The organism is Pseudomonas sp. AU11447, assembly GCF_001672555.2.
In the GTDB taxonomy this organism is placed as follows: Bacteria; Pseudomonadota; Gammaproteobacteria; order Pseudomonadales; family Pseudomonadaceae; genus Pseudomonas; species Pseudomonas nitroreducens.
This window is the reverse complement of record NZ_LZDG02000035.1, coordinates 66,778-85,876: the sequence shown is the minus strand read 5'-3', so window position 1 is coordinate 85,876 and position 19,099 is coordinate 66,778. Positions and strand designations below refer to the sequence as shown.

Genomic DNA, 19,099 nt, shown 5'->3' with positions numbered 1-19,099 from the left:
TGAAGTAAACTTTAAACTTAACCTCGCTGCCGTCACAACCCATCAGGACAACCTCGGAGCCTAGCCATGTCGCCCTTCCAGCCCCTGCGCCTGCCCAACGGCGGCGAAGTCCCCAACCGTATCGCCAAGGCCGCCATGGAAGAGAACATGGCCGACGCCGACCAGGCGCCTTCGGCTGCCTTGCTGCGCCTTTACCAGGCCTGGGCGGACGGCGGCGTCGGCCTGATCCTCAGCGGCAACGTGATGATCGACGGCCGCGCCATGACCGGCCCCGGCGGCGTGGTGCTGGAAAACGACCGGCAGCTGGAGCGCTTCCGCGAATGGGCGCGCATCGGCCGTTCCCGTGGTGCGCAGTTCTGGTTGCAGCTGAACCATCCTGGTCGCCAGGTGCAGACCAACCTCGGCCAGGGCGCCATCGCGCCGTCGGTGGTGCCGCTGGAGATGGGCAAGTTCTCCAAGCTGTTCGCCGTCGCCCGCGAGATGACCGAGGCCGATATCGCCGAGGTGATCCGTCGTTTCGTCCGCGCCGCGCAGTTGTCCGAGCAGGCCGGCTTCACCGGCGTGCAGATCCACGCCGCCCACGGCTACCTGCTCAGCCAATTCCTCTCGCCGCTGGCGAACAAGCGCCAGGATCGCTGGGGCGGTTCGCTGGAAAACCGTGCGCGGCTGTTGCTGGAGGTCGTGCGTGCGGTGCGCGCCGCAGTGTCGCCGGAGTTCTGCGTGGGAGTGAAGATCAACTCGGCCGACTTCCAGCGCGGCGGCTTCGACGCCAGCGACGCGCGCCAGGTGATCGAGTGGCTGAACGACGAGAAGGTCGACCTGGTCGAGCTGTCCGGCGGCAGCTACGAGGCGCCGGCCATGCAGGGTGACGCCCGTGACGGCCGGACCCTGGCGCGCGAGGCGTACTTCCTCGAATTCGCCCGTGAGATGCGCGAGGCGGCGCGCATGCCGCTGATGGTCACCGGCGGTATTCGGCGCCTGCCGGTGGCGGAACAGGTGCTGGACAGCGGGCTGGACATGGTCGGCATCGGCACCGCCCTGGCCCTGGAGCCGCAACTGGTACTGCACTGGCAGCGTGGCAGCCAGACCCAGCCGCAACTGCCGCCGATCCGCTGGCGCTCCAAGCCGCTGGCGGCGCTGGCCTACATGGCGCTGGTCAAGTTGCAGCTGCACCGCATCGGCGCCCACCGTGCGCCCAACCCGCAGGCTTCGCCGTGGCGCACGCTGGTGATGGAGCAGTGGCGCACGCTGCGCCGGGCCAAGCAGTACCGCCGCTGGGCGGCTAGGCAGGCGGGATGATCTTCACTGGCTGACGCCTTCGTAGGATGGCGTGGAGCGAAGCGATACCCATCGACTCCTGCCGCATTGGCAGCATGGGTATCGCCTAGGCTCCACCCATCCTACGGTGGTGTTCTTCCGGGAGGGGGGCGCGCATGCGCTCTTGCAAGAACCCTCGGGCCAGGCCGATCAAGCCTGCTGCCGTGTCGCCGCCAGCACGATCTCGCGGATGCACACGCCCTGCGGCTGGTTGTAGGCGTAGCCGATGGCGTTGGCCACGTCCTCGGCACTGAGCACCTTGCCGCCCATCTCGCGTTTCCAGTCCTGATAGCCGCTCTTGATCGCCTCGTCGGTGGTGTGGCTGAGCAACTCGGTTTCCACCGCGCCGGGAGCGATGGTCACCACGCGGACGTTGTGCGCCGCGACTTCCTCGCGCAGGTTCTCGGAGATCGCGTGCACGGCGAACTTGGTGCCGACATAGGCGACGTGGTTGGGGAAGGTCTTGCGCCCGGCCACCGAGCTGACATTGATCACGCTGCCCTGGTTGCGCTCGACCATGCCCTTGAGTACGGCGTGCACGCCGTTGAGCAGGCCCTTCACGTTGACGTCGAGCATGCGCTCCCACTCGGCCGGATCCTGCTCGACCATGTTGCCCAGCAGCATCACGCCAGCGTTGTTCACCAGCGCGTCAGCCGGGCCGAAACGCTTCTCGGCTTCCTCGACGGCGGCCAGCAGGGCTTCGCGGTCAGTCACATCGACAGCACGGCACAGCGCGTTCGGCAGCTTGAGGGCTTCCAGGCGCTCGATGCGCCGGGCGAGCAGCAGCAGCGGGTGACCTTGCTGGGAAAAGAGGCGGGCGGTGGCTTCGCCGATGCCGGAACTGGCGCCGGTGACGATGATCAGGGGCTTGCTCATGGTGGTTCTCCTGCAATCGAAAATCTGGATGCCTGGACGATGCAGTGAAGTATATTTAGCGCATTGCTGCCTGAAAAATGGCTTATTCCTGTGCCTGGTATCGGGATTTCCTATGGATATTCGACAGCTTGCCGCCTTCGTCGCGGTCTTCGAAGAGCGCAACATCACCGCCGCCGCGCAGCGCCTGTTCGTCAGCCAACCCACGCTGTCCGCCACCGTGCGCCAGCTGGAGGAGAGCCTGGGCACCGAGCTGTTCGTGCGCCAACCGCGCGGTGTGGATGTCAGCGAAGCGGCGCGCACCCTGTACCCGCGAGCCCGTGCCCTGCTGGCCGAGGCGGAGGGTTTGCGCAAGCTGTTCCGCCAGTCGTCGGAGCGGCAGCCGCTGCACCTGGGCGTGGAAGGGGACATCAGCGCCGAGCAGATCGAGCGCTTCGTCGGCCTGGCCCGGCAAGCGATCCCCAACCTGCAACTGCACCTGGAAGAAGGCTGTGTGGGCGAGGCGCGGCTGGCAGCGGAGGAGTTCTGTTGCGAGGACGAACTGTTCGTTCCGGTGTGGGACGATCCGTACGTATTGGTGCTGCCGCCCGGCGCCGAGAGTATGCCAGTCGACGCGTGGATCACCTGTCCGTCGCACCCATCGCACCAGCGTTTGATGACTGCCTACGGCAGCGCACCGGTGGTCGCGCAGGCCAGCACCCTGAATCTTGCCCTGCGGCTGGTCAGTGCCGGCCTGGGCGCGGCTATCCTTCCGGCCTCGTTGCTGGGCGGCGCTCCGGCCGTGCGCAGCGGAACCTTGAACCTGCCGCTACCCGTGCGCCGCATCGGCCTTTGCCACGCCGCCCAGGCGCTGGAGCAGCCGGCGGTGCGCGCGCTCTACGACTTCCTGCGCGCCCGTGAGGCGGCCTGATTCAGGCCGGCGCCTTCTGCGCGGCGGGTGCGCGCAAGGACAGCAGCAGGACCAGCGACGCCGCGAGAATCTGCAGGCTGGCGTAGCCGTTGGTGGTGGCGACCAGGCCATAACGCTGGATCGCCAGCCCGGCGAGGATCGCCGGCACGCTGAAAGCCAGGTAGCTGAGCACGTAGAAGCTCGCCATCAGTGCACCGCGCTCGTGGGCGTGGGCCAGCGGCACCACCGAGCGCAATGCGCCGAGGAAGGCGCCGCCAAAGCCAAGGCCCGCCACCGCGGTACCGAGGAAGAACAGCCAGAGGTTGGAGGAATCCACGCCGAGCAGGGTGATCAGCAGGCCGATGATCAGGGCCAGCCCGCCGCGGCGCAGGATGACCGCTGCCGGCCGGTTGCGCAGCGCGAAGATCGCCACGGCGCCGCAGAAACACAGCAGCGAGACCAGCCCACCGCCGATCATCGGAACCTGCAGACCGGTCACCTGGCGCGCCAGGGTCGGGCCCAGCGATAGGTAGAAACCGCCCAGCGCCCAGAGGCTGGCGTTCAGCGGCGCCACGCTCCAGAACGCCCGGCGCGCCTGCGGGGGAATGCGAATGCGCGGCTTCAGCGAGGCCAGCGCACCGGGCTGCCTGCTGACGCTTTCCGGCAGCCAGCGCAACAGCACCAGGGCCAGCGCGAATACCGCCAGCAGCCAGACATAGACGCGGTGCAGCGGGTCGCCGCCGAACTGAACCAGTGCGCTGCTGCCCAGTGCGCCCAGCGCCATGCCGAGCATGGGCGCGACGCTGTTGATCAACGGGCCGCGCTCACGGTCGATGTCGAGCATGGCGGCGCCCAGTACAGCGGTCGCGATGCCGGTGGCGAAGCCTTGCAGCAGGCGCGCGGCGATCAGCAGTTCCACCGAGTTGGCGTAGAGGAACACGCTCATCGCCAGCAACTCGATGATCAGCGCCGCACGGATCAGTGGGCGGCGGCCGAGGTAGTCCGACAGCGAACCGAATACCAGCAGCGCCAGCATCAGCCCGCCGGCGTAGATGCTGAACGCCAGCGTCAGCAGGGCAGGGGAGAACTGCCAGGACTCGCGGTACAGCGCATAGAGCGGCGTGGGCGCGGCAGCGGCGGCGAGGAAGGCCATGAGGATCGCGGTCAGCAGCAGGGCCGGGAAAAAGCCGGGCGCGCTTTTGGGTAAGGTCTGTGCCATGATTCAGCTCGCAAAGGCTAAGATTTTGCTTTTGCGAGATGCTGGACCCGTTTTCGGATAAAAGCAAATTCTTTGCGTTAAGGTGCTTATGGCAATTAATCAGGGTGTTCGTCCAGGCGGCCGCAGCGCGCGGGTGCAGGCGTCGGTGCACAAGGCTGTCCAGGAGTTGCTGGAAGAGCGCGACCGCGCGGAACTGACCGTGCCGCTGATCGCGGCGCGCGCCGGTGTCACGCCCTCGACCATCTACCGGCGCTGGGGCGACCTCAGCGAGTTGCTCGGCGATGTCGCGCTGGAGCGCATCCGCCCGGATGCCGAGCCGGCCGATACCGGCAGCCTGCGCGGCGACCTGCTGGCCTGGGGCGAGCAGTACATGGAGGAGACCGCCTCGGTGCCCGGCCGCGCGGTAGTGCTCGACCTGCTGGCCGCTGGCGGCGGCTGCTCCGGGCGCTGCATGGCGATTGCCTGCGGCCAGTTCGACATCATCCTGCTGCGGGCCAAGGGGCGCGGCGAGAAGCTGCCGGAGGTCGACCGCATCGTCGACCGGCTGATGGCGCCGCTGGTGTACCGCATCCTGTTTTCCGGCGAGGAGCTGGATACGGGCTATGTCGAGCGGTTGGTCGATCTGACGCTGGACGGGGTGTAGCGGATTCGTGGACAGGCTTCCTGCCTGCCATTGGCGCATTCGTAGGATGGCGTGGAGCGCAGCGATACCCATCGATCCTGGCACCGACAGCATGGGTATCGCCTAGGCTCCACCCATCCTACGTTTCAACTCGGAGCGCCGGCGTTTCGAATGGCATTCGTCCACGCCTGCAGAGTTCTGCAGGCCGCGAGGGCAATCTCGTCATCGCTGCGCCCCGCGAATACGCGCTCCAGTGCATCTGCGGCGATCAACCCGGCGATCGTGGGCGTGCCCACTGCGTCGGTAAGATCGAGCCATTCACCGAAGCTGGCGGGCGTGTCGTACCAGCGCAGATATCCCGACGGCGACACCGGCCACCAGCGTTCCTCGAATTGCAGCACGACCTTTTCCAGCCGACCCATCCCCAGGTGCGCCAGCGCATCCTGCTGCACGGGTGGCAAAGGCGGATTGAAGTGGATATCGCGCAGCACGCCGATGGGCACGGTACAGATGCAGAAGTCCCAGCTTTCGTCGCCTGCCCGCACTTTTGCGCCCGACCAGTCGATGTCTGCCACTGGCTGGTTCAGGCGGATATCCAGCCCTTGGGCGAGGTGCGCGACCAGCTGTGAATAGCCTTGCGGCAGGAAGCGGTCGCCGGCGCCGACGCCTTCTTCGTCCAGCGTATCCACCGACAGCGACTCCAGCGGCAGACAGGCTTCCAGGATCAGGTTGGCGTCCAGGGCGAAGCGGGTGGCGCGACGGGTTTCTTCGTCGCGATCCTGCAGGTAGCGCGCGACGCCTTCCGCCAGCGGCAGATGGCGGTCGATCCCGGCGCGCAGGGCTTCCCAGGCGGCATCGATGTTCGGCAGCGGGCCGTCGGCCGCAGCGGCCAGGGGGTGGCTGAAATCGGTTGCCTGCAACGGCAGGCCCAGTTGCTGTGCGTGCGCGGCGAGTGCGTTGTCGTCGAACTGCTGCAACCAGGCGGCGCCTTCGTCTGCCTTTATCGAGCCGAGCGAAATACTGTGCACACGGCCGCCGAGACGACCACGGGCTTCCAGCACCACGCACTCGATAGCGGCCTCCCGCAGGCGGCGCGCTGCGGCGAGACCAGCGAAGCCCGCGCCGATCACCAGCACCCGGCGGGCGCCACTTTCGATGGCGGCTTCAGCGGCGCGCAGGCCATCGTCCCAGGCACCGTGGGTCATGGCGGGGGCGCTTGGGTTGCAGGCTTCGCCGGCCAGTACCAGCTTGCTGCCCAGGACCTCACCCAGCCGGCGCCGATGCTCCGGCGTGCCGCCGGGCAGCAGGGTGCTGTAGGCGCCGCGGCTGAACGGGTCGTCGCTCCAGTGGGTGACGTGGAAGGCGGTGGGGCGGTGGCGAAGGCTATCCATGGCGGGCTCGCTCGGTGAAGGAGCGACGACCTTAGCGGGGGTGGGTTCGCCGGCACAAGGCCACGGGTGGGGGCATTGTGTAGGAGCGAGCTTGCTCGCGAACCGCCCAGCCTTGGAGCTGCCGGTTGACCCTGTTCGCGAGCAAGAGCTAGGCGCCCCCCTCGCTCCTACAGGTTCAGGTCCAGACCTGGCCTCAGGCGCGGCTCAGGCGGATCACCGTGCGGGCGACGGAAACCCCGGTGAACAGCACCACGAACAGCCGCAGCGTCTGCATCGCCAGGACCAGGCCGACGTCGGAGTGGGTGTCCACCGCGATGATCGCCATGGCATCCAGGCCGCCGGGGCTGGTGGCGAGGTAGAGGGAGAGGAAGTCCATCCCGGTGATGGCCGCCAGCGCCCAGGCGAACAGTGCGCAGCTGGCGATCAGCGCCAGCGCGCTGACCAGCATGGCCGGCAGGTGGCGGCCGACGTAGGCAAGGCTTTCGCGGTCGAAGCGCAGGCCGATGTAGCAGCCGATCACGCCGTAGGCGCTGGCCAGTAACCAGTGCGGCAGGGTGATGTGCAGCACGCCGGTGAGCTGAAGAACCGCTCCGGCCACCAGCGGCACCAGCAGCGGACCGGCCGGCAGCTTCGCGCCGGCAGTGGTGCAGACGAAGATCAGCAACAGGCAGTTGATCAGGTCGGGCAGGGTGGCGGTGTCGATGATCGGCGTGCTGTGCGCCACTGAACCGCCGCCTTCGATGCCGAGGAAGCGCCCGACCAGCGCACCGGCCATGACCACGCAGACCACCCGCACGTACTGCATGGTGGCGACCACGCGCGGGTCGGCGCCGTTGGCTTCGGCCATCGACACCATGGCCGCCGCGCCGCCCGGCGCGGTGCCCCAGGCGGCCGTGCTGCCGGGGATGCCGCCGAAGCGCACCATGGCATAGCTGACGGCAGCGGACAGCAGCACGGTAAGCACCGTGGCGCTGAGCATCAATGGCCAGGACGCAACCATCGCCTGCAGCACCGACCAGCTCATGGCGTGGGCGACCAGCAGGCCGATGCAGCCCTGGCTGAGGCGGAAGGCGCTGCGCGGCAGGCGGATTTCCGCGCCGCTGACACCAAAGGCAATGGCCACCAGCATGGGCCCGAGGAACAGCGCGGCAGGGATGCCGAGCCAGGTGAGCAGTTGCCCGGCGCCTGCGGCCCCGAGCGCCAGGGTCAGCCATTGCAGGCTGACGGGGATACGGGCGACGAAGAGGGCGGGACGACTGGACACGGACGGCTCCGGACGGGGAAGACGGAGGAATTATCGGTAGCCGGATCGATCAAGTCTATTTTCTAATAGTCATGAATCCATTCCTGAAATTTATCGGTTGGCCGCCATGGACCTGCGTGATCTCGCCTACTTCGAAACCATCGCCGAACTCGGCCACCTGGGGCGCGCCGCCGAGCGCCTGGGGCGCAGCCAGCCGGCGCTGACCAAGAGCATCCAGCGCCTGGAGGAGTCCCTTGGCGCGCGCCTGTTCCAGCGCGATGGCCGACGGATTCGCCTGACGCCGGCCGGCGAACTGATGCTCCAGCGTGCCCGGCAACTGCGTCAGGACATCGAGGAAACTCGCCGCGAGGTGCGCGATTTCGCCAGTGGAGTGGTGGGCAATATCCGCCTGGGCTGTGCGGCGACCATGGCCGAGTACCTGTTGCCGCGCCTCACCGAGGACCTGCTGGCCCGTGCGCCGGAGGTCACCATGAGCCTGGTGCTGGGCCAGGACGACGTGCTGCGCGAAGCATTGCGCAGCGGGCGGCTGGACATGGCGATCTGCTCGCGGATCGTCGACGACCCGCAACTGAGCAGCGAACCGCTGCTGCAGGATCAGGTGGTGGTAGTCGCCAGCCGCGACCATCCGATCTTCGACGCACCCGTAGCCATGGCCGACCTGTGCCGTTATCGCTGGGTACTGCCGGCGACCGGGGTGTCGTCGCGGCGCTGGATGGACGCCACCTTCCAGGCCCACCAGTTGCCAATGCCGCAGGTGCAGATCGAGACCAACGCGATTCCCATGCTGCCCAACCTGATCGCCCGCACCCGCCTGCTCAGCTTCATCGCCCGCGAGGCGCTGGCGGGTGGCCACGGGATGGACCAGTTGCGCGAGGTGCAGCTGGCCGAGACCACGCTGACACGGACCATCGGGCTGGCCGTGCGCGAGGGCGCCTACCTGTCGCCGGCGGCACAGTTGCTGCGGGGGATGCTGCGCGAACATGCGGGGCGGTTTGGAGCGGAGCTCTGATGGCGCGCGGGCATGGAGCCCGCAGCGCGAATAACGCCCTGGCGTTATCCGCCGTGAGTTTTCGGCGGATAACCTGTTCCAGGTTATGCGCCCTACGCTGCTGGGGAAGCATCCGGGACGGTTCGCWGTGGCGTTGTAGCGGCGCGCGGGCACGGAACCCGTAGGGCGAATAACGCCCTGGCGTTATCCGCCGCGAGTTATTGGCGGATAACCGGTTCCAGGTGATGTGCCTTACCCCGCTGGGGGGACGCGCTTAGCGAAGTTGCAAGAGACCGGGCCCGTCTACTCCGTCATTGCTCGAAGCTACAGCCGACGCGTCCCAGCCCCTCGATTTCCAGCTCGAATGCGTCTCCCGGCGCAACCGGCGACATCGGTGCCAGGGCCCCGCACAGCAGGACGTCTCCCGCTTTGAGCGGCGCGTCCAGGCGTGCCATGCGCCGCGCCAGCCAGAGGCCGATGTCGAGCATCGCCCCGAGGGTCGTCCGGGTTGGCGGGAAGGCCGGCGCGCCATTGCGCAGCAGTTGCACTGCCAGCGCGGCGTCGTCCAGTCTTTCCAGCGCCACCGGCCGGTCGCCGGTCAGGTAGAGGCCCGCGCAGAGGTTGTCGGCCACCGAGTCGAGCAGGCCGATCTGCCAGTTGGCCACGGCGGTGTCGTTGATCTCGATGGCCGGGACCGCACCTTCGATGCAGGCGCGAAAAGTGGCCAGATCGAGCTCTCCCGTCGGCAGGTTGCGGCCGATGAGCAGGGCGAGTTCTGCCTCGATTCGCGGTTGCAGCAGGCGTTCGCGGGCGATAAGCGCGCCGGATCGACAGCGCAGGCTGGCGAGCAAGCGGCCGTGAACCGGTTCGCCGACCTTGAGCGCCGCCTGCATTGCCGGCGAGATCAGCCCGGCCTTGGCGCCCGCCAGGCGTTCGCCGCCGGCCAGCGCGAGGTCGATGCCCAGCGCCTGCACGCGATAGGCGTCGTCCAACCCGGTGAGGCCAAAGTGTGCCGCTGGCGCGGCGATGGGCGTTCGGCTGGCCCGCGCCTCGGCCAGGGCGTGGGCGGCGGCGTGGAGCTTGTTTGTGTTCATCGTTGGGCTCCTCAGCGGCTCGGAACTTCGCCCACCACGGTGGTGCGGTACATCTCCCGGCGCATGCCGTGGTAGTCCGACACCGGGTAGTGCCAGGTGCTGCGGTTGTCCCAGATCGCCAGGGTGCCGGCAGTCCAGCGCATGCGGCAGGTGAAGGCCGGCTGGGTGGCGATGCCGAACAGGTAGTCCAGCAGCGGTTGCGACTCGGCCGGGCGCATGCCCTTGATGCCGCTGGTGTAGGCCGGGTTGATGTAGAGGACTTTCTTGCCGGTCTCCGGGTGTTTGATCACCAGCGGGTGCGAGCGCACTTCGCCATCGTGGCTGCCGTAGCGCACCGCCATGTTTTCCATCAGATCGTTGTGCTTGGCCTCGGCGCCGTAGGCGCGCTCCGGGCTGTGGATGGCGTCGAGGGTTTCCAGTTGTGCGCGCAGCTTCGGCGACAGCCATTCATAGGCCAGCGCCAGGTTGGCGTAGAGGGTGTCGCCGCCGAACGGCGGGATGTCGTGGCCGTAGAGCAGGGTGAAAGCCGGCGGGCGCTCCTGGAACGACCAGTCGCTGTGCCAGGCGCCGCCGAACACCACCGGGGTCTTCTCGTTGGCTTCCTTCACCACCCGCACCACATGCGGGTGATCTTCCATGCCGACCACATAGGGCTCACGGCCGAATTCGCCGAAGCGCAGGGTCACGGCTTCGAGGTTTTCCACGCTCAAGTCCTGCCCGCGGATGAACAGCACCTTGTGCGCCAGCAGTGCCTGGCGCAGTTCGGCGTAGCCGTCGTCGCCCAGGGTGGTCAGGTCCAGGTCGCTGACGTCCGCGCCGATGGCGCCGGTGGCCGGGACGATACGGAAGTGCTTGTACTCGGCGGCGCGGTTCTGGCTGGGCAACGCGTAGAAGAACTCGAACATGGGGAAGCCTCTTGTGAGTGTTATTGGCACCTCAAGCATGGTCAGCGCCGTCACTTTCTTCCATGATCAAGTCCGCCAAAAATTGACTTTTCCCGCCATGCGGCGGCCAACGAGGAATTCGTGATGGACTGGCGCCAGACCCGCGAAATCACCGGAGTGCAGTACCTGCTCGACAGCGCCCACGACGAAGGCATCGACGCTGATGATTGCCTGGTGGGCAGCGCCATCTCGCCCGCCGACCTGCAGGCGCGCGCCGGGCGCATCCAGGCGTGGCAGGAGCTGGCGGTGATCCGCAACCTGTTGCAGCGCAGGGACAGGCCGGGCCTGGGTTTGGCCACCGGGCGGCGCTATCACCTGACGTCGCTGGGGTTGCTGGGTTTCACCATGCTCGCCAGCCGCACCCTGCAGGAAGCCTTCGAAACCTTCGGCCGCTACCAGAGCCTGGCCCTGACCCTTTGCCCCGTGAGCAGCGAGGCGGAGGCGCGCGGGGTGTGGCTGGTGTACGACGATCGCGTGCTGCCCGAGGATGCCCGTGCCTTCGTGGTGGAGCGCGGCATTGCCGGTTGCTGGCAATTGTCCGGCGAATTGCTGCAGCGGCCGCTGCAGCCCCTGGCCATCGAACTGCGCTGCCCGGCGCCAGCCGATGCCAGCGTGTTCCGCGACATCTTCGGCATCGAGCCGCTGTTCGAGGCGCCACGCAACGCCATGCTCTTTGCCCTGGAAGACCTGCAGGCGCCGCTGCCGCAAGCACAGATCAGCGCGCGCGACAGCGGCGAGCAACTCTGCGAGCGCCTCTGTGGAGAGTTGGCGCTGACCCTGGCCGCCACGCCGACCGCGCGGCAGGTCCAGCAACTGTTGTTGCGTGATTCCGCCAGCCTGCTCGGCGCTGCCGCAGTGGCCGAGCGGCTGGGTCTTTCCGAGCGCACGCTGCAACGGCGCCTGGCGCAGGAGGGGCAGAGCCTGCAGGGGCTGAACGACGGCATCAAACGGCGTCTGGCCGAGCGCCTGCTATGCGAATCGCGGATGGATCTGCATGGCATCGCGCAGTGCCTGGGCTACGCCGAGGCGGCGAGTTTCTCCCGCGCTTTCCAGCGCTGGACGGGGCAGTCGCCCGGTCGTTGGAAGCGTCAGTCCGGAACCCTCCCGGCGCCCTGAAGTCGAACCGCCCGCGACGCCTCTGGAACGGGCGAAAGCCGCGAGATAGAGCCTTGCTGTGTGGCCGATTGCCATCGGTCGCGGGTTAATTTCGCGTGTGGCCCATCCGTTCCCCTGAAGAGGCGCGTCGCTTTTTTCGCGAGGCGACCGACAAGAAAAAGGAGAACCCATGTCCTCAGCAACCTGCCTGCGCGCGTGCCTCGGAAGGCGCGGCGCGATGACCTTCAGCGCACTGCATTGGCCGGCGTGAGCCGCCCTCCAACCCTTGCACCGGCACCGCGCGAGCGGCGCGGCCGCGTGCCCCTGGCCGGGCATCCGGCCGTCATCCGAGCATTGAGGGAATCAATGAGCAAGACCTTCCGACTGGCCGCCGTGGCCGGCAGCCTGCTGGCTTCCGGACTACCCGCGCTGGCCTATGGCGCCGAACTCGAGGCGCAGATCCGCTGGACCCGCTACGGCATCCCGCACATCCAGGCCAGGGACGAACTGGGCCTGGGCTACGGCATCGGCTACGCCTATGCCCGCGACAACGCCTGCCTGCTGGCCGAGGAAGCCCTCACCGCGCGGGGCGAACGCTCGCGCTACTTCGGCGTGGACGGCAAGTCCTCCGCCGGCATCGGCAACCTGCCCTCGGACTTCTTCTACACCTGGCTCAACGACAACGAATCCCTGCGTCGCCTGCGCAGCGCCCAGCCGCAGCCGATCCGCGACCTGCTCGATGGCTACGCGGCCGGCTACAACCGCTGGCTGTGGGATACCCAGGCGGCCGGCACGCAGTGCGCGGGCAAGGCCTGGCTGCGCCCGCTGGAGAGTGACGACCTGCTGCGCCTGACCCGCCGGCTGCTGGTGCAATCCGGTGCCGGGCAGTTCGCCGAGGCGATGATGGCAGCGGCGCCGCCGGGCCAGGCGACGTCCTCCATCGTCAGCGACGGCGAGGTACTGGCGGCGATGGAGCGGCGCGAGAACTTCCACCAGAACCACGGCAGCAACGCCGTCGCGGTGGGCAGCGAGCGTTCTGTGGACGGCAACGGCCTGCTGCTGGCCAACCCGCATTTCCCCTGGTTCGGCGCGCTGCGTTTCTACCAGATGCACCTGACCATTCCCGGCCAGCTCGATGTGATGGGCGCTTCGCTGCCGGGCATGCCGCTGGTGAATATCGGCTTCAGCAAGGACCTGGCCTGGAGCCATACGGTGGACACCTCCAGCCACTTCACCTTGTATCGACTGGACCTCGACCCGCAGGACCCGCACAGCTACCGCGTCGATGGCCAGTCGCGGCCGTTGAAGGAAGTCACCCTGCGCGTGCGGGTACGTGAGGCCGACGGCCGCGTGGGCACGCGCAGCCACACGCTGTACGAGTCCGAGTACGGCCCGCTGCTCAGCGTGCCCGGCAAATTCCCCTGGAACGCCAATGAAGCCTTCGCCGTGCGCGACGCCAACCTGGGCAACGACCGCGTGCTGCAGCAGTGGTACGCCATCGATCACGCGCGCAGCCTGGATGAGCTGCGCGACAGCGTGGAGCGGGTACAGGGGATTCCGTGGGTCAACACCCTGGCCACTGACGCAGAAGGCAAGGTGCTCTACCTCAATCAATCGGTGGTGCCTTACCTGAGCCAGCAGCAATTGGCCGACTGCGCGATCCCCGCTTTCCAGAAGCAGGGCCTGCCGGTGCTGCAGGGCGGACGTCGCGCCTGCAACTGGTCCAGCGCACCGGGGGCGCGTCATGCCGGCCTCACGCCGCCGGAGCAGATGCCGGCGCTGGAGCGCCAGGACTTCGTGCAGAACTCCAATGACAGCGCCTGGCTGAGCAACCCGGCGCAGCCGCTGACCGGTTTCTCGCCGCTGGTGAGCCGCGATTCGATCCCGGTCAGCGCCCGTGCGCGCTTCGCCCTGGAACGCCTGAAGGGCGACGGCAAGATCGGCCCGGACGACCTGCAGAAGTTGGTCACCGACAACCGCGTCTACGTGGCCGACCTGCTCCTCGACGACCTGCTGCAACTGTGCAAGCCAGCCCCGGCGGGCGCGGAGGCGGCCTGCGCCGCGCTGGGCTCGTGGGACCGCCACGTCAACCTCGACAGCAATCCCGGCTTCGCCTACTTCCAGGCCTTCGTCGCGCGCTTCCTGAAGATCGAGGGTGGCTGGCGCCTGCCCTTCGATCCCAAGCTGCCGCTGGCCACGCCCTCGGGCATCGCCCTGGACAAGCCGGAGGTGCGCCAGCAGGCGCAGCAGGCCCTGGTGGCCGCCGGGCAGGAGATCGACGCCCGCAAGATCCAGGCAGATGAGACCTGGGGTGAGCTGCAACTGACCGGCGACCAGGCCAATCCCCTGGGCATCCCTGGCGGCACCGGCAACGAGGGCGTCTACAACGCCATCACTTCGCAGTGGCAGGGCGACCATTACCGCGTGCTCAGCGGCAGCAGCTATATCCAACTGGTCGACTTCACCGCCGACGGGCCGAAGGCGCGCGGGCTGCTGACGTTCTCGCAGTCCAGCGAACCCGGCTCGCCGCACCATCGTGACCAGACCGAGCTGTTCGCCCGGCAGCAATGGCCGGATCTGCCGTTTACCGACGAGCAGATCAAGGCCGATCCGGAGCTGAAGGTGATGGAACTGCGCGAGCGGTGAGCTGAGCTCACGGATCTTGTAGGAGCGAGCTTGCTCGCGAACGGTGCTCTCCGGCAGCTCGGAGCTGTGCGGTTCGCGAGCAAGCTCGCTCCTACAGGCCGATCACTGGCACGGCGACCGCTGTCACCAGCCTGACACCGTCGGGGCCTAGTCTGGCGGCAAAGCCCCGACGCGTAGGCCGCCGCCATGCCCCTGACCAATGAATCCGTGATCCGCCGCATCCACCGCGAACTGCTCGACCACAGCGACGAAGAGCTGGAGCTGGAACTGCTGGAAGACGTGCGCAACCTCGACGAACTGTTCGACGAGCACGCTGACGTCGATGAGGAGAAGCTCGCCCGCCGTCGCTACTTCAGCGAGCTGTTCCGCCTGCAGGGCGAGCTGGTGAAACTGCAGAGCTGGGTGGTGAAGACCGGCCACAAGGTGGTCATTCTCTTCGAGGGCCGTGACGCGGCGGGCAAGGGTGGCGTGATCAAGCGCATCACCCAACGCCTCAATCCGCGYGTSTGCCGSGTCGCCGCGCTGCCCGCGCCGAACGAYCGCGAGCAGACCCAGTGGTACTTCCAGCGCTACGTCTCGCACCTGCCGGCGGCGGGGGAGATCGTCCTGTTCGACCGCAGCTGGTACAACCGCGCTGGCGTCGAACGGGTCATGGGGTTCTGCAACGACGAGCAGTACGAGGAGTTCTTCCGCAGCGTGCCTGAGTTCGAGCGCATGCTGGCGCGCTCGGGCATCCAGCTGATCAAGTACTGGTTTTCCATCTCCGACGACGAACAGCACCTGCGCTTCCTCAGCCGCATCCACGACCCGCTCAAGCAGTGGAAGCTCAGCCCCATGGACCTGGAGTCGCGCCGGCGCTGGGAGGCCTACACCAAGGCCAAGGAAATCATGCTGGACCGCACCCATATTGCCGAGGCGCCCTGGTGGGTGGTGCAGGCCGACGACAAGAAGCGCGCGCGGCTGAACTGCATCAGCCATCTGCTGAACCTGATTCCCTATGAGGACGTGGAGCATCCGTCGGTGATCCTGCCCGCGCGGCAGCGCAACGAGGATTACTCGCGCACACCGACCCCGCGGGAAATCGTGGTGCCAGAGGTTTACTGAAGCTGGTTGGGCAGAGCTTTTCGTAGGAGCGAGCTTGCTCGCGAACCTGGCCGATTGTCGCGGTGTCAGGCGGTTCGCGAGCAAGCTCGCTCCTACAGCGTCCAGTGCCTGGCGTTGAGACATAACCTGTAACATTCCCCGCCGATCATGACCGGGACATCCCCCCACGCGGACTCCCAGCATGACCACCGATACCCTGGCCGCCGGCGACCTTCCCGTCGCCGAAGCACGGCCCCATCTGGAACGCAAGCCCGGCCGCATTACCGCCTTCATCTTCTTCGCCGTGCTCGCCGTCGGCCTGCTGTTCTCGGCCTGGAGCCTGGTGCGTGACGTTGACGACGTCACCACTGCGGTCACCACCTGGACGCCGTTCCTGCTGCTCGGGGTCGCCCTGTTCATCGCCCTGGGCTTCGAGTTCGTCAACGGCTTCCACGACACCGCCAACGCAGTGGCCACCGTCATCTATACGCACTCGCTGCCGCCGCACTTCGCGGTGGTCTGGTCGGGCTGCTTCAACTTCCTTGGCGTGCTGCTCTCCAGCGGCGCGGTGGCCTTCGGCATCATCGCCCTGCTGCCGGTGGAGCTGATCCTGCAGGTCGGTTCCTCGGCCGGTTTCGCCATGGTCTTCGCCCTGCTGATCGCCGCCATCCTGTGGAACCTCGGCACCTGGTGGCTGGGCTTGCCGGCGTCGTCCTCGCACACCCTGATCGGCTCGATCATCGGCGTGGGCATCGCCAATGCGCTGATGCACGGCCGCGACGGCACCAGCGGCGTTGACTGGGCGCAGGCGACCAAGGTCGGCTACTCGCTGCTGCTCTCGCCGCTGATCGGCTTCGTCTGCGCCGCGCTCCTGCTGCTGGCGCTGCGCCTGCTGGTAAGGAACCGCGCGCTGTACAAGGCGCCCAAGGGCAAGACGCCGCCGCCGTGGTGGATTCGTGGTCTGCTGATTCTCACCTGCACCGGCGTCTCCTTCGCCCACGGTTCCAACGACGGGCAGAAGGGCATGGGCCTGATCATGCTGATCCTGGTCGGCACCCTGCCGATGGCCTACGCGCTGAACCGCACCATGCCGGCGGACCAGACCGTGCAGTTCGTCGCCATCGCCGAGGTCACCCAGCAGGCGTTGGTCCGCGCCGCGCCGCAGCCGGCCCCGGCCGACCCGCGCGCGGTGCTCTCGGAATACGTGCGCACCAAGGAAGCCAAGCCGGAGCTGATCCCGTCGCTGGCGGCGCTGACCGGCGCCATCGGCGCGGAAGTGAAGGGCTACGGCAGCCTCGCTCGCGTGCCGGCCGAAGCCATGGGCAACGTGCGCAACGACATGTACCTGACCAGCGAAGCGATCCGCCTGATGGACAAGGACAAGGTCGGCAGCTTCGACGCCGACACCACCAGCAAGCTGGCGGCGTTCAAGGGCAAGATCGACGAGTCGACCCGCTTCATCCCGCTGTGGGTGAAGGTCGCCGTGGCCATCGCCCTCGGCCTGGGCACTATGGTCGGCTGGAAGCGCATCGTGGTCACCGTCGGCGAGAAGATCGGCAAGACCCACCTGACCTACGCCCAGGGAGCCTCGGCGGAGCTGGTGGCGATGATGACCATCGGCGCAGCGGACATGTACGGGTTGCCGGTATCGACGACCCACGTGCTGTCTTCCGGCGTTGCCGGCACCATGGCCGCCAACGGCTCGGGGCTGCAGATGCGCACCATCCGCAACCTGCTGATGGCCTGGGTGCTGACCCTGCCGGCAGCCATCGTGCTCTCCGCTTCGCTGTACTGGCTGTTCACCCACCTGTTCTGATGGCGGGTGACTCAGTGAAAACGCCGCTCCACGGAGCGGCGTTTTCATTCTGCGCATCCGCACGTGTGCGCACCATTTTCCCGGCGTGGGCCTTTGTAGGATGGGTGGAGCGCAGCGATACCCATGCTGTCGGTATGCCGATTTGATGGGTATCGCTGCGCTCCACGCCATCCTACGTCGTGCTCATCCCGTTACTCCGTTCGGTGGCTTTTGCAACGGCCCCATTCTGGCCCGCTTGAAATATCGAACGCGTGGTGCGTATTTTGTACGGGCTAGCGCACCTCGCGCGGCGTCCTGTGACACGGACAAGAAGAACAAGGATAAGAAGTCATGAGTAACGATCTAGGAGTCCCGCTCGCCGAACGCCTGGCTGGAGTGGAAGAGATCGAGTGCGTCACCCCCGACCTCAACGGGGTGCCGCGTGGCAAGGTGATGACCGGCGAGGGCTTCCTCACCGGGCGCCGGTTGCAACTGGCGCGTGGCGTCCTGCTGCAATGCATCATGGGCGGCTACCCGCCGGCCAAGTACTACGGCAGCGACGACGGTGACCTCGCGCTGATCGCCGAGCCCACCCAGATCCACCGCCTGCCCTGGAGCGACGAACCCCGCGCCTTCGCCATCTGCGATGCGGTGGAACTCGACGGCAAGCCGTCCGGCCTGTCCACCCGTGGCCTGCTCAAGCAGGTCGTGGCGCGCTACGCCGAGCGCGGCTGGAGCCCGGTGGTGGCGACCGAGTTGGAGTTCTTCGTCTTCGCGCCCAACCCCGACGCCAACGAAGCCTTCCAGGCGCCGGTCGGCCTCGACGGTCGCCGCGAGATCGGCCACTCGGCCTTCAGCGTGTCCTCCAACAACGGCCTGCGGCCGTTCTTCCAGGACGTTTACCGCTGCATGGAAGCGGTGGGGCTGGAACGCGACACCTTCATGCACGAGATGGGCACCACCCAGTTCGAGATCAACTTCCTGCACGGCGACCCGGTGCTGCTGGCCGACCAGACCTTCCTCTTCAAGCACCTGCTCAAGGAAGTCGCGCTCAAGCACGGGCTGATCGTGGTGTGCATGGCCAAGCCGCTGGCGCACACGCCGGGCAGTTCGATGCACATCCACCAGAGCGTGGTCGATGGCGAAGGCCGCAACATCTTCACCGATGCCCATGGCGAGGCCACGCCGGCGTTCCGCCATTTCATCGGTGGCCAACAGGCGTGCCTGGCGGACTTCACCCTGCTGTTCGCGCCGAACGTGAATTCCTTCCAGCGCCTGTGCCACCCCTACGCGTCGCCGAACAACGCCTGCTGGTCCCACGACAACCGCGCCGCCGGCCTGCGCATTCCGGCCAGCGCACCGGTCGCCCGGCGAGTGGAAAATCGCCTGGCCGGAGCTGACGCCAACCCCTACCTGGCCATCGCCGCGAGCCTGGCGGCCGGCCTGCACGGCATCGAGCAGGCGCTGGAGCCCACCGCGCCGATCCAGGGTGAGTTCGAGGTGCCGGACGAGCTGCTGCTGCCGTGCACGATGTACGACGCGATGCAGCGCCTCAAGCGCAGCGAACTGGCCCGCGAGGTATTCGGCAACGAGTTCATCGACGGCTACTGCGCGACCAAGTCCATGGAGCTGACCAGCTTCTTCGACGAGATCAGCCCCTGGGAGCGCCGCGTACTCGCAGCCCAGGCCTGATGTCGAAAGTCTGATGTCAAAGTCGTGAGTCGCGTGCCCGCCGACACAGCTGCGGCGAAAGTCTGATGCAGCTGTGATCGGCGCCTATCTCCAGGCGATCTTCAAGCCATCCTCGTTCATCCCGCCGGTATCCTTCGAACTAGCCCGCATCACCGGGCGCGACACTCGCTATTCCGGGCCCGGCAGG

The 19,099-nt window shown here is 67.3% G+C and carries 15 protein-coding genes; 9 read left to right on the top strand and 6 right to left on the bottom strand.

All coding sequences use genetic code 11. The features are described 5' to 3' along the window. The first annotated feature begins 66 nt into the window (after window positions 1–66). Window positions 67–1,299, top strand: a complete 1,233-nt coding sequence (locus tag A6723_RS11190) for an NADH:flavin oxidoreductase/NADH oxidase family protein (RefSeq protein ID WP_054910918.1) — start codon at window positions 67–69, stop codon at window positions 1,297–1,299. Between the two features lie 168 nt (window positions 1,300–1,467). On the opposite strand, the gene A6723_RS11185 is transcribed toward A6723_RS11190, so the two are convergent. Then, the gene (locus A6723_RS11185; RefSeq protein ID WP_024764350.1) at window positions 1,468–2,193 is read right to left on the bottom strand and encodes an SDR family oxidoreductase; all 726 of its coding nucleotides are present in this window, start codon (window positions 2,191–2,193) and stop codon (window positions 1,468–1,470) included. Window positions 2,194–2,305: 112 nt separating this feature from the next. Here A6723_RS11185 and A6723_RS11180 point away from each other — a divergent pair, with 112 nt between their 5' ends. Further along, entirely contained in the window at window positions 2,306–3,100 is a 795-nt protein-coding gene (locus A6723_RS11180; protein ID WP_054910917.1) for a LysR family transcriptional regulator, read from the top strand. Window position 3,101: 1 nt separating this feature from the next. On the opposite strand, the gene A6723_RS11175 is transcribed toward A6723_RS11180, so the two are convergent. Beyond that, the gene (locus A6723_RS11175) at window positions 3,102–4,298 is read right to left on the bottom strand and encodes an MFS transporter (protein WP_054910916.1); all 1,197 of its coding nucleotides are present in this window, start codon (window positions 4,296–4,298) and stop codon (window positions 3,102–3,104) included. A gap of 88 nt (window positions 4,299–4,386) precedes the next feature. On the opposite strand from A6723_RS11175, the gene A6723_RS11170 reads away from it, so the two are divergent. Further along, window positions 4,387–4,941, top strand: coding sequence for a TetR/AcrR family transcriptional regulator (locus A6723_RS11170; protein ID WP_082450908.1), 555 nt, complete (start codon window positions 4,387–4,389; stop codon window positions 4,939–4,941). Window positions 4,942–5,066: 125 nt separating this feature from the next. Here A6723_RS11170 and A6723_RS11165 read toward each other — a convergent pair whose 3' ends face one another. Continuing rightward, window positions 5,067–6,311, bottom strand: a complete 1,245-nt coding sequence (locus A6723_RS11165) for an NAD(P)/FAD-dependent oxidoreductase (RefSeq protein WP_054910914.1) — start codon at window positions 6,309–6,311, stop codon at window positions 5,067–5,069. Window positions 6,312–6,504: 193 nt separating this feature from the next. Beyond that, entirely contained in the window at window positions 6,505–7,575 is a 1,071-nt protein-coding gene (locus A6723_RS11160) for an AbrB family transcriptional regulator (protein WP_024764345.1), read from the bottom strand. Window positions 7,576–7,681: 106 nt separating this feature from the next. Here A6723_RS11160 and A6723_RS11155 point away from each other — a divergent pair, with 106 nt between their 5' ends. Further along, complete coding sequence (locus A6723_RS11155; RefSeq protein WP_064979649.1) at window positions 7,682–8,584, top strand: LysR family transcriptional regulator; 903 nt, start codon at window positions 7,682–7,684, stop codon at window positions 8,582–8,584. Window positions 8,585–8,874: 290 nt separating this feature from the next. Here the strand turns inward: A6723_RS11155 and A6723_RS11150 are convergent, their stop codons facing one another. Both A6723_RS11150 and A6723_RS11145 read right to left on the bottom strand, forming a co-directional pair. Further along, window positions 8,875–9,657, bottom strand: coding sequence for a 2-keto-4-pentenoate hydratase (locus A6723_RS11150; protein ID WP_064979647.1), 783 nt, complete (start codon window positions 9,655–9,657; stop codon window positions 8,875–8,877). An 11-nt stretch (window positions 9,658–9,668) separates the two neighbouring features. Next, window positions 9,669–10,562 (bottom strand): TauD/TfdA family dioxygenase, encoded by an 894-nt coding sequence (locus A6723_RS11145; protein WP_054909395.1) that lies wholly within the window; start codon window positions 10,560–10,562, stop codon window positions 9,669–9,671. Between the two features lie 123 nt (window positions 10,563–10,685). Here A6723_RS11145 and A6723_RS11140 point away from each other — a divergent pair, with 123 nt between their 5' ends. From A6723_RS11140 to A6723_RS11120, 5 genes are all read left to right on the top strand, one after another. Further along, window positions 10,686–11,717, top strand: coding sequence for an AraC family transcriptional regulator (locus tag A6723_RS11140; RefSeq protein WP_054909394.1), 1,032 nt, complete (start codon window positions 10,686–10,688; stop codon window positions 11,715–11,717). A gap of 345 nt (window positions 11,718–12,062) precedes the next feature. Then, window positions 12,063–14,342 carry an acylase gene (locus A6723_RS11135; protein ID WP_082450740.1) on the top strand — a complete coding sequence of 760 codons (2,280 nt, stop codon included), beginning with the start codon at window positions 12,063–12,065 and terminating at the stop codon, window positions 14,340–14,342. A gap of 186 nt (window positions 14,343–14,528) precedes the next feature. Next, on the top strand, window positions 14,529–15,446 hold the full coding sequence (gene ppk2, locus A6723_RS11130; RefSeq protein WP_054909393.1) for a polyphosphate kinase 2: 918 nt from the start codon (window positions 14,529–14,531) through the stop codon (window positions 15,444–15,446). A 181-nt stretch (window positions 15,447–15,627) separates the two neighbouring features. After that, window positions 15,628–17,241 carry an inorganic phosphate transporter gene (locus tag A6723_RS11125; protein ID WP_054909392.1) on the top strand — a complete coding sequence of 538 codons (1,614 nt, stop codon included), beginning with the start codon at window positions 15,628–15,630 and terminating at the stop codon, window positions 17,239–17,241. Window positions 17,242–17,673: 432 nt separating this feature from the next. After that, window positions 17,674–18,912, top strand: a complete 1,239-nt coding sequence (locus tag A6723_RS11120; RefSeq protein WP_175405539.1) for a glutamine synthetase family protein — start codon at window positions 17,674–17,676, stop codon at window positions 18,910–18,912. Window positions 18,913–19,099: the final 187 nt, after the last annotated feature.

Excerpts from the sequence above, each read along its gene's own strand:
- A6723_RS11190 (WP_054910918.1), top strand. The coding sequence starts at position 67 with ATGTCGCCCTTCCAGCCCCTGCGCCTGCCCAACGGCGGCGAAGTCCCC.
- A6723_RS11185 (WP_024764350.1), bottom strand. The coding sequence starts at position 2,193 with ATGAGCAAGCCCCTGATCATCGTCACCGGCGCCAGTTCCGGCATCGGC.
- A6723_RS11180 (WP_054910917.1), top strand. The coding sequence starts at position 2,306 with ATGGATATTCGACAGCTTGCCGCCTTCGTCGCGGTCTTCGAAGAGCGC.
- A6723_RS11175 (WP_054910916.1), bottom strand. The coding sequence starts at position 4,298 with ATGGCACAGACCTTACCCAAAAGCGCGCCCGGCTTTTTCCCGGCCCTG.
- A6723_RS11170 (WP_082450908.1), top strand. The coding sequence starts at position 4,387 with ATGGCAATTAATCAGGGTGTTCGTCCAGGCGGCCGCAGCGCGCGGGTG.
- A6723_RS11165 (WP_054910914.1), bottom strand. The coding sequence starts at position 6,311 with ATGGATAGCCTTCGCCACCGCCCCACCGCCTTCCACGTCACCCACTGG.
- A6723_RS11155 (WP_064979649.1), top strand. The coding sequence starts at position 7,682 with ATGGACCTGCGTGATCTCGCCTACTTCGAAACCATCGCCGAACTCGGC.
- A6723_RS11150 (WP_064979647.1), bottom strand. The coding sequence starts at position 9,657 with ATGAACACAAACAAGCTCCACGCCGCCGCCCACGCCCTGGCCGAGGCG.
- A6723_RS11145 (WP_054909395.1), bottom strand. The coding sequence starts at position 10,562 with ATGTTCGAGTTCTTCTACGCGTTGCCCAGCCAGAACCGCGCCGCCGAG.
- A6723_RS11140 (WP_054909394.1), top strand. The coding sequence starts at position 10,686 with ATGGACTGGCGCCAGACCCGCGAAATCACCGGAGTGCAGTACCTGCTC.
- A6723_RS11135 (WP_082450740.1), top strand. The coding sequence starts at position 12,063 with ATGAGCAAGACCTTCCGACTGGCCGCCGTGGCCGGCAGCCTGCTGGCT.
- A6723_RS11125 (WP_054909392.1), top strand. The coding sequence starts at position 15,628 with ATGACCACCGATACCCTGGCCGCCGGCGACCTTCCCGTCGCCGAAGCA.
- A6723_RS11120 (WP_175405539.1), top strand. The coding sequence starts at position 17,674 with ATGACCGGCGAGGGCTTCCTCACCGGGCGCCGGTTGCAACTGGCGCGT.